A 14,008-nucleotide genomic window follows, 5' to 3' on the forward strand; every position below is an offset into this window, starting at 1 on the left:
TCCCCTCGCGGCGCCGCGGACTGTGCGCCTCTCTCTGCCGAAGGAGACTGAACATGGGCCGGTTTGTCTCGATTGCTGTGGTCGTCTGGATGCTGGCTCTCGGCGCGCACGGCAGCTTTGCCGACGCGCCCGAGGAAAAGTCTCCCAATGAAAAGGCGGTTGAGGAGCTTCAGGGACGCTGGGAACGCGACGTGAAGCTCCCCAACGGCGCCCCCCTTCATATCGAGAAGGAGATCGTCGGCCAGTCGGAGATCGTCCGGACGTTCGACGGCGAGCGGCGGCTGCTGGAAGCCCATCAGGTTGACTTCGAGGTCCAGGTCGTGGCGGGACACCGGATCTTCCTCTGGACGAACGCCACCATCATCGACGGCCCCAACAAGGGAAAGCCGCGGGAAGACGGCCGATACGTCTATACCGTGAAGGATGGAAAGTGGCTCTGCGTGCGGGGCCTGGAACAGGGGGACATGCGGCCTCTCTTCGTGGAGGTCTGGACCCGGATGGAGAAGCCGGTCCGGAAGGACAAGCCGGACGCCCCATGAAGAACTTTGTTGGATTTGCCCTGCAGTTCGCCGCCCTCGTGTTCCTGCCGCTTCTCATCATCTGGCAGCTCACGTTCGGCTTCGGGCTTCTGTGGATGCCTGCCCTGATGCTGGCCGCGATGGCGATTTTTTACGTGGGGCACTCGCTCCGCGATTTCCGCTGATCGAGCGCGACGCTACCCGGCGCTCTCGGATTGGCGTAGGCTGATGAGTGGTTTTGCATTCGCCGCGTGGAAGGTGGAGTGGACTGGGATGGCGATGTCCGGGGGCGGTCTGAACGAACAGTCACGGCGGTACTTCCTCAGCCAGTGCCGGATGGGCCTCGGAGCGCTGGCGCTGTCGCAACTGCTCGGCCGGGACGCCGTGGCGGGGACCAACCCCCTGGCGATGCGCGAGCCGCACGCCTCCGGGAAGATCAAACAGGTGATCTTCCTCTTCATGGCGGGGGGGCCGAGCCAGCTCGAGCTCTTCTCCGACAAGCCGGTCCTGCGGGAGATGCACGGCCAGGCTCCGCCGAAATCGCTCCTCGAAGGCAAGCGGTTCGCCTTCCTGAAAGGGAACGAAAAACTGCTGGGGAGCAAGCAGAAGTTCGCCCGCCACGGCGAATGCGGGATGGAGTTCAGCGACCTCGTGCCGTACCACGCCCAGATCGCCGACAAGGCGGTCTGGCTGCGGGCCATGTCGACCGACGTCTTCAACCACGGCCCGGCGAAGCTCTTCCTCAACACCGGCTTCCAGGTCCCCGGCCGGGCGAGTCTCGGTTCGTGGGTTACCTACGCGCTCGGGAGCCCGTCGGAAAACCTTCCCGGGTTCGTCGTCCTCCAGAGCGGCCCGCGCGGTCCCCGGGCCGGGAGTACCCTCTGGTCGAGCGGCTACCTCCCGACGAGCTACCAGGGGGTCCCGTTCCGCAATCAGGGGGACCCGATCCTCGCCCTCCGGAACCCTCCCGGCTACGACGCTCCCGCCCAGCGGGAATTCTTCGATGCCGTCCGGGCCCTCAACGAGCAGCACCTCGGCAAGATGGCCGACCCCGAGATCGAGACGCGGATCAACGCCTACGAGATGGCGTCGCGGATGCAGTTCAGCGCTCCGGAGCTGACCGATCTCCGCGAAGAGACCGCGGAGACGATGCGGCTCTACGGCGCCGAGCCGGGCAAGCCCTCGTTCGCGACGAACTGCCTGCTGGCCCGGCGGCTCGTCGAGCGCGGCGTCCGCTTCGTGCAGCTGTACCACACCGACTGGGACCACCACGGCGGCAAGGGGGCGGACCTGGAGGACTCGCTCGTGCAACTCTGCCGCGAGACCGACCAGGCGAGCGCCGGCCTGATCCTCGACCTCGAACGGCGAGGCCTCCTGGACGAAACGCTCGTCATCTGGGGAGGTGAGTTCGGTCGGACGCCACTCGGCGAAGAGCGGGCGACGATCGGCCGGGACCACCACGTCGACGGCTACACGATGTGGATGGCGGGGGGCGGCCTGAAGCGGGGCTACGTCCATGGCGAGACCGACGACATCGGCTTCGGCGCGACGGAAGGAAAGGTCCAGGTCCGCGACCTGCACGCCACGATCCTGCACCTGCTGGGGCTCGATCACGAGCGGCTGACCTACAAGTTCCAGGGGCTCGACGCCCGCCTGACGGGAGTGGAGCCGGCCCACGTCGTCGGCGAGATCCTGGCATGAAAGCCACAACAGCCCTCTCACGGGAGGGAGATGGCTACTGGGCGCGGTTCCGCTTCACGACCTGCGACACGATGCCGATCCCCTGCTCGATCTCTTCGAGCGTCTGATCCGGCCCGAAGCTGAACCGGACCGACGAGCGGAGAACCTCGGGCGGGCAGCCCATGGCGACGAGGATCGGCGCGGGTTCGGTCGCCCCGCTGGAGCAGGCGGTTCCCAGCGATGCGCAGATCCCCGCCAGGTCGAGCGAGACCAGCAGCGCCTCGCCATCGCATCCGGGGAATGCGATGTTCGACGTATTGGCGAGCCGCGTCGTCCGCTCGCCGTGGATCACGATCGGCGCGCAGGTCTCGCGAAGCCCCGCCTCGAACCGGTCGCGGAGCTGTCGCAGGTGCGCGGTTCGCGTCTCCCGTTCCGCCGTCCAGAGTTCGAGGGCCCGGACCATGCCGGCCGCCAGGACCACCGGTTCGGTTCCCGGCCGCCGCTCCCGTTCCTGCAGCCCGCCCCGCAGGAGCGGATCGAGGGGAAGTGTCTCCGAGACCACGAGCGCTCCCACCCCCCGCGGCCCACCAAACTTATGGGCTGCCAGCGACAGGCTCGTTGCGCCGAGGCGGTGGAAGTCGAGTGGCCGCTTCCCGGCGGCCTGGACCGTGTCGACGTGGAACGCAACGCCGTGGTGCCGGCATCGTTCCACCAGAGGGCCGATGTCGCGGATCACGCCCGTCTCGCTGTGGGCGAGGGCGACGGTGACGAGCCCCAGCCCTTCCCAGTCGATGCTCTCGGCGGCGTCGCTCCGGAACTGGCCATCGCTGTCGATCGGAAGATCCTGCCGCGTCCAGCCCCGGCGCGTCAGGAGTGCGACCGGATTCTCGAGCGAGGGGTGTTCCCCCGGCAGGATCGCCGCAACGCGGCGCTCGGACCGCGCCAGCCCCAGGATCGCGAGGTTGTTCGCCTCGGTCCCGCCGCTGGTCCAGACGACCTCCTGCGGCGATGCGCCGAGAAGCTTCGCCAGCCGCTCGCGGGCGTCTTCCAAGACTTGTCGGGCCCGCCGGCCTTCGCGGTGGCGACTGCCGGGATTGGCCCAGGCGACCGTCGAGACCCGCGCCATTTCCTCCGTCACCGCGGGGTGGATCGGCGTGGTCGCGTTGTGATCGAAGTAGAGGACGGAAGAGGCGGGCATGCCGTCAGGATAGCATCCGGACCGGAATCGAAGCCCCGGCGGTCTGGCGAGGCTGTGCGGCGGCCGGTTCGTCCGGGCTCTGGCGAGGAAGGCCGCTTTGGCAAAATCGTTCGCAATCGCGGGACCGGCCGGGATAAGATTGGGGTGTCGTCCCGCGGGGGCTTGCCGGCTCGATCGAGTCGTTCTCAGGTGACTGTGGGCTGTTTCGGACGCGCCGTCGATGCCGATCAAGTTTCGATGTCCTCACTGCCGGCAGTTCCTGGGGATCTCCCGGTCCAAGGCGGGGATGTTGAGCGACTGTCCGACCTGCGGCCGGTCGATCCGCGTTCCGGATCTCGACGGCCGGATGGATCCGGTTCCGGAGCCGCTGCTGAATCTCCGTGACGAACGGATCTCCAAGGCCCTCGATGTCCTGGCCACGCTGGACGATCCGGAGCCCCCGACCCCGCCACCCCCAGTGATGGACCTCGCGGCGCGGGGAGCCACGATGACCGCCAAGCCCGTTGCGGCGGCTGCGCCCGTCGTCAAAGCCGCCGCGCCTCCACAGGCCTCGCCTGCCCCATCTCCCTTTCTCGTGCGGGAAATCCCCCCCGCTCCGGTGCGGCCGCCGGCTCCTCCCGCCTCCTCGAAGGGGCTGGAAAATGCCCTGAAGGAATTGAGCGCCGCGGTGGAATCCGTTTCCACGGAAGTCCCGTCCGCCTCACGGCGACCGCGGCGGACGACCGGCTGGGGACTTGCGGCCGGAGGGACCGCCGCCGGTCTCGCGCTCGGCTTCCTGATCGGGCGACTGTCGGTTACACCGGCAGCGACAGCCGCTCCGGAGACGAGGCCTCATGCGGCTGCTGTGCCCGCTGCGGACGCCGGAACCGTGCCGGTCGCTCCCGGAGGGGGAGCCAAGCCGGTCGTCCCCCCTGCCCCCGCTGCTGTTGCGGGGCAGCTCGTCACCGCGCTCCAGGGGCAAGTGACCTACACCACAGAAAACGGGGAGAGTCGGCCCGACATCGGGGCGCGGGTCCTGGTCTTCCCGGACGTCCGGGAGGGGGCGGGCAAGCTCCCCGTCGTCGGCTTCCTGGCGGGCGCCGGGGATGCGGACGCCCGGCTTTCGAAGGCGTCCCTGCGGGCCCTGGGGGGCGACTATGCGGTCGCCGACGCGGAGGGGAAATACGAGATCTCGCTGCCGGCCGCCGGCGCCTACCGGGTGCTGATCGTCAGCCGCTACCAGGAGCAGGTCGAGTCGCCGGTCCTGGAAACGACGCTCCGCAAACTGCTCGACGAATATTTCGACCGTCCCAACCGGCTGGTCGGCCAGGGCAAGTACCACTTCGGCAGCGTCCGCTTCGACGGACAGTCCCCCACGAACCGGTCCCACGCGTTCACGCGGTGAGAGCCGCGGCGCACGCCGGCCGGCCGCCGTCTGTTATGACCCCGTGAAGGTCGAAGATTCTGCGTCGCGACGATTCGGCAGCGACGCGGAACTCGGCTACGATGGCCGCTTTCCGAAATCCCCCCTTTATTGCATCCCGGTTCCCGGTCCGGCCCCGGAACCGCCGTTTCCGCTCCTATGGTCATCACGCTGATTGGATACCGCGGGACCGGAAAGTCTTCGGTCGCTCCGGCCCTCGCCGGGCGGCTGGGCTGGACGTCGATCGACGCCGATGTCGAGATCGAAGCGCGGGCGGGATGCTCGATCGCGGAGATTTTTCGAACCGAAGGAGAGCCGGGTTTTCGGTCGCGTGAACGCGAGGTCCTCCGGGAACTCCTGGGGAGGCCGAAGCTGATCCTCGCGGCGGGCGGCGGTGCGATCCTGGCCCCGGAGACGCGGGCGGCGATGCGGGAGGCTGGACCAGTCGTCTGGCTGGAGGCGTCGGTTGAGACCATCCTGGATCGCATGAACCAGGATGCCACGACCGCCAGTCGCCGCCCTGCCCTGACGGCCGAGGCCGATCCGCGGGCGGAGATCCTGCGGCTGCTGGCGATCCGGACGCCGCTGTACCGAGAGACCGCGACCCTTTCGGTCCCGACCGATGGCCGACCGGTTCACGAGATCGTCGAGGCGATCCTGACGACCATCCCCGCGCAAGCGGCCGGGGGTGCCGCGTGATCGACGTGGCCCTGCCGCCGTGGCTGGTGAGCATTTTCGTGTTCGCCCTGGGGGCGGTCGTCGGCAGCTTCCTGAACGTCTGCATCTACCGGATCCCGCAGAAGGAGACCCTGTGGGAATCCCTCAAAGGACTGCAATCCCCCCCGTCGACGTGCCCCCGCTGCCGGACGCGGATCAAGTGGTATGACAACGTTCCGATCTTCGGCTGGCTCTGGCTGCGGGGGCGGTGCCGGGCGTGCCGGATGCGGATCTCCATCCGCTATCCGGCGATCGAACTGTTCAACGCCCTCCTGTGGGTGCTGATCTATCGCATGGAGATCCCGCTCGAGCCGTTCGGGACCGGGATGCTGGACGCCAGTTGCCTCTTCGTTCCGGAGGGCCCCCAGGCCATTCCGGGGCTCGGCTGGCTCTCCCCGACCGCCTTCGCCCATCTCCGGTTCCTGTTCCACATCGTGCTGGTCGAGGCGCTCCTGGTCGCGTCGTTCATCGACTTCGACTTGCGGATCATCCCCGACGGCGTGACGGTGCCGGGGATGATCGCCGCCTTCGCGGGAGCGGTGGCGATCGGACGACTCAACCTCGTGCCGTTCTTCACGCAGAACCCGCGGCTGATCGACGAGCTGGCTTTCCTCGCGCCGGCGGGGGTCAAACCGCTGTTCATCACGGGGCCGCCCGTTCCCGAATGGATCGTCCACTACCCCCACCTGCACGGACTGGCCGTCGCCGCGGCGGGTTTTGTCGTGGGCGGGGGGCTCGTCTGGGGGGTCCGGCTCCTGGGATTCCTGCTGCTGCGGCGGGAGGCGATGGGCTTCGGCGACGTGACGCTGATGGCGATGGCCGGCGCGTTCCTGGGCTGGCAGCCGATCGTGATCGCGTTCTTCGTCGCCCCGGCCTGTGCGCTCGTGTCCGTCATCCTCACGGCGCTCTTCCGGCGGGAGCAATATATCCCCTATGGACCGTATCTGAGCGTCGGGACGCTGCTCACGATCCTCGGCTGGAAGGTGCTGTGGCCCGCCTGCCGGAACGTGTTCGAGCTCGGCGTCGTCCTGATTCCGATCACGCTGTTCATGGTCCTCATGCTCTCCCTGTGCCTGCTGCTCGTGCAGGGGATCAAGTGGCTGCTCGGATTAGAGCTCTACCCCCGCGGCGAGATTCATCTGCTGGAGATCGAGAAGTTCCTGCTCATCCGCGTGCTCCGGCTCGATCTCCGGTCGACCCCGGAGGCGGGCGTCTGGACCGCCGCCGATCAGAATCTCTATCAGGCGGGGGAGAACGCGGACCCGCATCGCGGCCGCTGGCGGGGGGCCTCGGAGTGGCCCGGAGCGATGGCGGGCCGGGGACTGTCGCAGCTCGACCGGTGGCGCGGACGCTCGTAAAAGCGCGTTGCGGCGCCCCACGAACGAGCACAACCCTGGACCTCGGGCAAGAGACGACGCGTCGATTGTCGAAGGCGATTTTTCGGCAGAAGATTTGCGCGCTTTCGACCCTTTTCCGTCGTTCTTCGACACCCCTATAGTTTCTAAGGAGTGGGTTCTTCAGGGAGCGGAGTCGATGGCAGTTCAATCAATTCGTCCGGACGTCTCGGCGCTGTCGTTCATGCTGTACGACCGGGCGATGCACCCGGAATTGTTTGAAGGGGTCTGCCACAAGAACCTCTCCACGCCGACGTGGGCCGCGACGATCTCGATCTGCCACGGCGGCCATGTCGCCGCGTTCCGGACACTCCGCGGTCAGCTGACGGAAGTCGCCGGCCATCCGACCTCCGAGGAGCTTCCGACGCGGGGCCAGAAGGTCAACTTCCGGATCCAGGCGGGGCGGGAAGCGACGATCGAACTCCCCGGGCCGATCCGTGTCCATTTCAGCTCTCATGTCGACACGGTCGATCCGGCGGTGTTCACGGAGCTCAACGAAGAGCTCGAGGCGGACAGCCGCACGGCGTGGATGGCTTACTCCTTCCAGTCGGCCCAGCGCCTCCGCCCGCAGCCGCTCTCGATCATTCAGGTCGACGCCCAGCCGTCGAGCCTCCTCGTCAATGCTTTCCACACGTTCCCGGACAATTTTGCGGTCCTGCGGACACAGTCGCTGTACGAAATCGACGGTGAATAGAGCCCGCACCGGGCCGTATTTCAGGTTGGTCCCATTCGACCGGATCGACCGCGATTTCAGGTGTCCGTCATGTCCTTCGCCGAGGTGTGGGAGCAGTCGCGTTACAACACGTGGTACTGGCTCGCCTATGCTCCCCCGGTGCTGGGGGCGGTGGCCATTGTTGTCCTGAGCCTCACGGTGCGCTCGGCGGCGCTCCGGAGGACGGCCAAGATCCTGGTCACGCTGTTCGCGGCCGACATCACGGCCGAATTCGTTTTCCGTTCGACGCAGGAAAAGTGGGACGTCCGTGCGGCCGCGGCGAGGACGGACGAGGAGGAGCGGGCCGTAACGTATGGGGATGGAGCCAACCTTCTGATGGCTCCGACCTCGGCCGCTTTCAAGACGGTGTGTCTTCTGGTTGTGGTTCAGGCGGGCCTTACGGCCGCCCATTCGGGCTCCGGATCCAAGGTCCGCCGCAACGGCACACGCTGAGGCGTCGCCTGCCGCCGCCTTCTCGCGTCTAGCCGGGCATCAATCCTCGGCCTTGCTTCCGTCGCCGCACATCTTGACGACCTTCGGATCGAACCGGGCGATCGTCTCCACGAGGTCCTGCTGCTCCCGCATCACCGCGTCGATCTCCTTGTAGACGCCGGGGACTTCATCGGCGCCGGCAGAGAGGACCCGGATCCCCTTCTTCTCAAGGTCCTTCTGGACCGCGCGGAACGTGTACTTCTCCTTGGCCTTGGTCCGGGACATCACCCGCCCCGCCCCGTGCGCGGCGGAGGCGAACGACTCCGGGTTCCCCTTTCCGCGGACGACGTAGGCCGGGCTCGCCATCGAGCCGGGAATGACGCCCAGCACCCCTTTGCCCGCGGGAGTCGCCCCCTTGCGGTGGACGTAGAGGTCCCGCCCGCCGTGCGTTTCCTTCCAGGCAAAGTTGTGGTGGTTTTCGACGCCGGCGAGGACTTTCGCCCCGGCCAGCTTCACGACGTTGCGGTGAATCACGTCGTGGTTCGCGGCGGCGTAGTCCCCCATCAGGTTCATGGCGGCCCAGTATTCCTGCCCCGCTTCCGTATCCATGTCGAGCCACGCGAGGTAGCCGAACTCGCCGTACTTCTTTGGCAGCTTCGAGCGGGCGATCGCGCTGTAGGTCGAGCAGACCGACATCCCGGTCCCGCGGCTCCCGCTGTGGCTCAGGAGCGCGACGTACTCTCCCGCCTCCAGTCCGAGTTCCGGTCGATCGAGCGTCAGCAGGCCGAACTCGGCAAAGTGATTCCCCGAGCCTGACGTTCCGAGCTGCGACCACGCCTTATCTTTGTTCTCGCGGGTGACTCGCGCAACGGCCCAGTCCGCATCCATCACGGAATGCTCCTGACGCCGCTTCCAACGGCCTCCCGTCCCAAACAGGGTTCCCCGCTCGAGGGCGTCTTCGAGACCCGGACGGAGCTTTTCGTTCACAAGAGCTTCGGGAGGGAGGTCGACGATCGAGAGCTTCATCCGGCAGGCGATATCGACGCCGACCGCGTAGGGACAGACTGCTCCCTCAAGTGCCAGGACGCCGCCGATCGGCAGACCGTAGCCGACGTGCGCGTCGGGCATCAGGGCTCCTCCGACGGCATTCGGGAGGGAGCACGCCTGACGCATCTGGGCGTGAGATGCGGCCTCGATGTGGGCCTCCCCCCAGGTTCGATAGGCGATCGGCTCCCGCCGCGGGGCTTCCTCGTTCCCCTCTTGGATGGCTCGCGCCAGGTCGCCGAAGACGGGATCGTCGCGATACGCGGCGGGATCGGTGAGGATCCGGCGGACGTAGTCCGGGCCCTGCTTTCCCTTGCAGACTCCCGCGTCGACGGCGGCCTGGACCGCCTGGATGGCCGCCGGCACACAGTCGTCCGGAAGGCCCATCTTGAGGAGCTGGTGCTTGTTCATGGTCTCGTTCTCAAGTTCCGTTTCGGACCCGAGACACGGCCCGCGGCAAAGGGTTCAGCCGTCCCTCCGCCGCCGCCCCTTTCCGCCATCCCGATCGCGGTCTTTCCGCCTCGATCCCGGCGCCTACCGACCCCGCACGCGCTGCTGGCGGCGCTCGAGGATCTTGAACAGCAGGCCGGCGGCCGCCTTGACCCCCGCCCGCTTGCCGAACTCGGCCAGCGGTTTGTTGTCGACGTGCGGCTTGTCGAGCGTTCCGCCGATCTTGATCTGCAGCGGCTCTCCCTGGAGGGCGGCCAGGACCGGCCCCCGGCTCAGCCATTCGTCCGGCAGCCGGAACTCGACCAGCAGGTCGAGCGACCGGTCCTGCGTCCCGATCGACCCCTGGCTCGTGACGATCACCCCGCCGACGATGAAAACCGTCTGTCCGTGGGCGACCCGGCCGTTCTTGAGCTGAAACGGGATCTCCTGCTTGGGGACGTTCATCCAGGTCATCTCGTTCGGATCGAGCCGCTGACCGGCGACCTGGACGATCGTTCCGACGCTCTGGAGGATTTCGTCGGCAATGGGGCCCGGGCCGACCCGTCCCTCCTGCATCTGGAGTTTTCCGGTCGCCACCCCGGTTCCCGGCGCGTCGAGCGGCAGGATCGCCTGGTCCATCGTCAGCGAAAATCGTCCGTCGACCGCGGTCGCGTCCGCCATCAGGGGCGAGATGTACTTGAGCCACGTCCTGCACATTTCCTCGGTCGTCTCGACGTCTTCGAGGACCGGTCCCTGTCCGAGAAACGCGGTCAGGGGCTTCTTGTCGAGCGGGATCTGCGGCCGGGCCGAGAAGCGTCCGGTCCCGATCGGGACATTGGCCGGGTCGATGTGCAGCGTCCGGTCCGACGTGAAGACCCGCAGGAGGCCGTTCTCCGAGGAGACGCCGAAGAGGACCGCCGACTGCCAGGCGATGTCGGCCCCGATCTGAACGGAGGGGGAGATCGACGGAGGGAGCACGGGGGCCGCGGCGGGGGCATCGGCGGCCGGGGCCTCACCCGGTTTGGGAGCGGGCTCCAGGGGAACGTAGGTGCTGCTGAGGGACTTCAGCGGTCCCTTGAGCGTGATGTTCCGCACGGCGAGACCGTTGATCGTGATGTCGTCCTGCATCTCCACCGGCAGGCGGGCCAGCAGCAGCCGCAGGTCGTAATCGACATCGCCCGTCAGGTCGGAGACGAGGTCCCCGCTCCAGTCGGACACGGTCCCCTTCAGCTTCAGGTTTCCGAACTCGGACTGCAGCGTGACCCCCTCGAACGTCGCCTGCTCCTTCGGCAGGTCGACGAGCCCCGCCATCGCGAACTGGAGCGGGGCCTTGTTCTGGAACGCCGTCGGGACCGGATCGCCGATCCGCTGCGTCTCGAGGGCGATGCTGGGGACGTTGAGGCGGACGTCGGCTCCGAGCGCGCCCCCCTCCTGCGGAGTCAGCTTGGTCCGGAACTCGACGTCGACCAGCCCCCGCAGGGAGGTCAGCTGAAAGGGCTTCGCCAGCACCGGCTGGAGCATGTCGAGCGGGAGCCGCGTCAGCTTCGCGTCGATCGCGGCGCCGTGGCTCTGCCGGGTCTGCGGGTCGTAATGGACCGCGCCCGCCATCTGGACCGTCCCCTGGGTCTCGGGATGGCTCACGCGGCAGTCGAGCTTGAGGTCGTAGTTCGGATCCGCCTTGGGATTGTTCGCGTAGGCGGCATTCAGGTCCGCCAGCTCGGCCAGTTTCACGCCGGCTGGGTCCGAGAACCGGATGATCCCGTCTTTCAGCTTGAGGGCGACCGCCTTGGGGGCCTTCCCGCCGCCCGGGGGCCGCTTGGCGAGACGCTCCCTCAGGGTGTCGATGTTCGAGCCCTCGGGGCCGACGATGATCTGGACGACCGGCTTCTCGACGATGAACTCGCCGAACGTGTCGGGCTTCTGGATGAGATCGAGGAGCGAGCCGGACGACGTGATGCTCTCGGCCGAGAAGAGGGGACGGCCGTCGTCGTCCTTCACGATGACGCCGTTCATCAGGACCGGAGAGAGCCACCCGAACTGCGCCGCCGCGACCTGTGTCCCGGGAGCGAGTTCCGGAACGAGCCAGTTGAGCACGGAGTGCCGCAGCGGCGTCCGGGAGACGATCGCGGGAGCGAGAAAGGCCAGGAGAACCAAGCCGAGTCCGCCGACAAAGAGCGTCCCCAGCAGCCCCTTACGCCGTCCCGTCGTCGGAGGGGTCGCCCGGGTCACCTCCTTGGGTGAGGCAGGGGCCGCGGCTCCGCGGGAGGCAACGTTCGTAACCATGATTCCATCCACGGGGACACGATGAGGCCGCTGTTCCGGTCAGCGGCAGAGAAGCGTATCCCGTGCCCGCGCAACGGCCTAGTGGGGAATCGGCCCGGCGACCGTCTTCCTCCCCTTCCCGGTCCGTGGGCCGAGTCGCCGCGATCCTGCCTTTAGCGGAGGGGGCTTTGCCTCTAAACTCCGCGCCTTTCGGAATTTGCCACTCGAAGGACCGCCGCCGTGCGCTGGACCAAGACGTTCATCCCGACCCTCAAGGAAGATCCCGCGGACGCCGAGATTCCGAGCCACAAGCTCATGCTGCGGGCCGGTTTCATCCGCCAGCTCATGGCCGGCGCCTACACCTACCTGCCGCTCGGCTACCGCGCCCTGCGGAAGGCGGAAGCGATCGTCCGGGACGAGATGGACAAGGCGGGGGCGGTCGAGATCTTCATGCCGGCGCTCCAGCCGATTGATCTCTTCGAGCGGACCGGCCGGATCAACTCGTTCGGCAACGTCCTGATCCAGTTCAACCTCACCCGCGGCGACCGGAAGGCGCACCTGGCGCTCGGGCCGACGCACGAAGAGGTGGTGACCGACCTCGCCTCCAAGCATCTCAACAGCTACCGGCAGATGCCGATCACGCTGTACCAGATCCAGACGAAGTTCCGGAACGAAGAGCGTCCGCGGTTCGGGATCCTCCGGACGAGCGAGTTCCTGATGAAGGACGCTTACAGCTTCGGGGCGAACCTCGAGGACCTCAACACCGCCTATCAGGCGATGTACGACGCCTACTGCCGGATCTTCACCCGCTGCGGCGTGAAGTACCTGCCGGTCGAAGCGGAGAGCGGACCGATCGGCGGCGACGCTTCGCACGAGTTCATGGCTCCGGCCAACAACGGCGAAGACAAGATCGCCTATTGCGAAGCCTCGGGTTACGCGGCGAACCTCGAACGGGCCGAGACCGGCCGCAAGCCCCCCGAGATCAAGACGGCGGACGGCGCCGCGGCGCTCGCCAAGGTCTCGACGCCGAACGTCGGGAGCATCGAGCAGGTCTCGAAGCTGCTGAAGTGCTCGCCGACGCAGATGCTCAAGACGCTGATCTACGTGGCGGACGACAAGCCGGTCGCGGTGCTGCTCCGCGGCGACCACGAGGCCAACGACGGGAAGATCCGCCGCGCCCTCAAGGCGACGAAGGTCGAGCTGGCGAGCCCCGCCGTCATCCAGCAGGTCACCGGCGCGCCGGTCGGCTTTGCCGGGCCGGTCGGGATCAAGTGCCCGGTCATCGCCGACCACGACGTCCCGGTCATCAAGGATGCGATCACCGGCGCGAACGAGGCGGACGCGCACCTGACCGGGGTCAACGTCGGCCGGGACTACCAGCTCGAGACGACCTACGACCTCCGGAACGCCGTCGAAGGGGATCCCTGCCCGAAGAGCGGCCAGCCGATCAAGTTCGTCCACGGGATCGAGATCGGGCACGTCTTCAAGCTGGGGACGAAGTACAGCACCTCGCTCGGCGCGACCTTCCTCGACGAGAAGGAGCAGCGGCACCCGATCATCATGGGGTGCTACGGCATCGGCGTGAACCGGATCCTGGCGGCCCTGGCCGAGACGAAGCACGACGAGAACGGCCTGATCTGGCCGATCACGATCGCTCCGTACGAAGTGGTGCTCTGCCCGCTGAACGTCACCGAGCCGGCGACGATGGAGGCGGCGGAGAAGTACTACGCCGAGCTCAAGGCGGCCGGCGTCGACGTCCTGCTGGACGACCGCGACGTTCGCCCCGGTGTGAAGTTCAAGGACGCCGACCTGATCGGCTTCCCGCTCCGCGTCGTTATCGGCGGCAAGGGCCTGCAGGCGGGGGACGTCGAGCTCAAGTGGCGTGACCAGCCTGAGGCGGTGAAGGTGAAGGTCGACGCTGGCGTGGCGACGATTGCCGCGCAGGTCCAGGAGCGGAAGGCGGCGCTGGTCAAGTGACCCGTTGTCGGCGATGCCATCGCCCTGCGGTCTCACTGACAGTGGATTGTTCTGTGAACCGCAGGGAAATGGAGAGCACGGAGGCGGGTGCATCGACGCGCCCGACATGTTGCCCCACCGGGGCCAGGGGCACCCTGGTCAGGGGGGGCAGGGGGCTGTGAGGGAGGCGGAAGGGGTTCAGGCTGAAGGCTGAAGGCTGAAGGTAGAGCGGCGCAACTCAGGGTCATTTGGCCCTCATCGGGT

The 14,008-nt window shown here is 67.4% G+C and carries 12 protein-coding genes; 9 read left to right on the plus strand and 3 right to left on the minus strand.

The genetic code is table 11. The annotated features are described in order from the left end of the window. Nucleotides 1-53: 53 nt before the first annotated feature. The 3 genes from VT03_RS28090 (at nt 54) to VT03_RS28095 (ending at nt 2,219) form a co-directional block, all read left to right on the plus strand. Nucleotides 54-539 (plus strand): hypothetical protein, encoded by a 486-nt coding sequence (locus VT03_RS28090; protein WP_075096077.1) that lies wholly within the window; start codon nt 54-56, stop codon nt 537-539. After that, nucleotides 536-703: a hypothetical protein gene (locus VT03_RS33845; protein ID WP_156514816.1), complete on the plus strand. Its 168-nt coding sequence runs from the start codon at nt 536-538 to the stop codon at nt 701-703. Before VT03_RS28090 ends, VT03_RS33845 begins: the two co-directional genes overlap by 4 nt. An 88-nt stretch (nt 704-791) precedes the next feature. Beyond that, entirely contained in the window at nt 792-2,219 is a 1,428-nt protein-coding gene (locus VT03_RS28095) for a DUF1501 domain-containing protein (protein WP_075096078.1), read from the plus strand. A gap of 34 nt (nt 2,220-2,253) precedes the next feature. Here VT03_RS28095 and VT03_RS28100 read toward each other — a convergent pair whose 3' ends face one another. Then, nucleotides 2,254-3,396, minus strand: a complete 1,143-nt coding sequence (locus tag VT03_RS28100) for a cysteine desulfurase family protein (protein ID WP_075096079.1) — start codon at nt 3,394-3,396, stop codon at nt 2,254-2,256. Nucleotides 3,397-3,616: 220 nt separating this feature from the next. Between VT03_RS28100 and VT03_RS28105 the strand changes: the two genes are divergently transcribed. The 5 genes from VT03_RS28105 to VT03_RS28125 all read left to right on the plus strand — a co-directional run bounded on the left by VT03_RS28105 (nt 3,617) and on the right by VT03_RS28125 (nt 8,074). After that, nucleotides 3,617-4,780, plus strand: a complete 1,164-nt coding sequence (locus tag VT03_RS28105; protein ID WP_075096080.1) for a hypothetical protein — start codon at nt 3,617-3,619, stop codon at nt 4,778-4,780. Nucleotides 4,781-4,957: 177 nt separating this feature from the next. Further along, nucleotides 4,958-5,497 carry a shikimate kinase gene (locus tag VT03_RS28110; protein ID WP_075096081.1) on the plus strand — a complete coding sequence of 180 codons (540 nt, stop codon included), beginning with the start codon at nt 4,958-4,960 and terminating at the stop codon, nt 5,495-5,497. Further along, nucleotides 5,494-6,873 carry a prepilin peptidase gene (locus tag VT03_RS28115; RefSeq protein ID WP_075096082.1) on the plus strand — a complete coding sequence of 460 codons (1,380 nt, stop codon included), beginning with the start codon at nt 5,494-5,496 and terminating at the stop codon, nt 6,871-6,873. The genes VT03_RS28110 and VT03_RS28115 overlap by 4 nt, the downstream gene beginning before the upstream one ends. 175 nt (nt 6,874-7,048) lie before the next feature. Next, nucleotides 7,049-7,603 carry a DUF2617 family protein gene (locus tag VT03_RS28120; protein WP_075096083.1) on the plus strand — a complete coding sequence of 185 codons (555 nt, stop codon included), beginning with the start codon at nt 7,049-7,051 and terminating at the stop codon, nt 7,601-7,603. A gap of 69 nt (nt 7,604-7,672) precedes the next feature. Continuing rightward, on the plus strand, nt 7,673-8,074 hold the full coding sequence (locus VT03_RS28125; protein ID WP_075096084.1) for a hypothetical protein: 402 nt from the start codon (nt 7,673-7,675) through the stop codon (nt 8,072-8,074). 39 nt (nt 8,075-8,113) lie between these two features. Here VT03_RS28125 and VT03_RS28130 read toward each other — a convergent pair whose 3' ends face one another. Both VT03_RS28130 and VT03_RS28135 read right to left on the minus strand, forming a co-directional pair. Then, on the minus strand, nt 8,114-9,508 hold the full coding sequence (locus tag VT03_RS28130) for an RtcB family protein (protein WP_075096085.1): 1,395 nt from the start codon (nt 9,506-9,508) through the stop codon (nt 8,114-8,116). A gap of 123 nt (nt 9,509-9,631) precedes the next feature. Then, nucleotides 9,632-11,809, minus strand: coding sequence for a DUF748 domain-containing protein (locus tag VT03_RS28135; protein WP_075096086.1), 2,178 nt, complete (start codon nt 11,807-11,809; stop codon nt 9,632-9,634). A gap of 219 nt (nt 11,810-12,028) precedes the next feature. Here VT03_RS28135 and VT03_RS28140 point away from each other — a divergent pair, with 219 nt between their 5' ends. After that, on the plus strand, nt 12,029-13,765 hold the full coding sequence (locus VT03_RS28140) for a proline--tRNA ligase (RefSeq protein WP_075096087.1): 1,737 nt from the start codon (nt 12,029-12,031) through the stop codon (nt 13,763-13,765). Nucleotides 13,766-14,008: the final 243 nt, after the last annotated feature.

The sequence above is a fragment of the Planctomyces sp. SH-PL14 genome (assembly GCF_001610835.1).
In the GTDB taxonomy this organism is placed as follows: Bacteria; Planctomycetota; Planctomycetia; order Planctomycetales; family Planctomycetaceae; genus Planctomyces_A.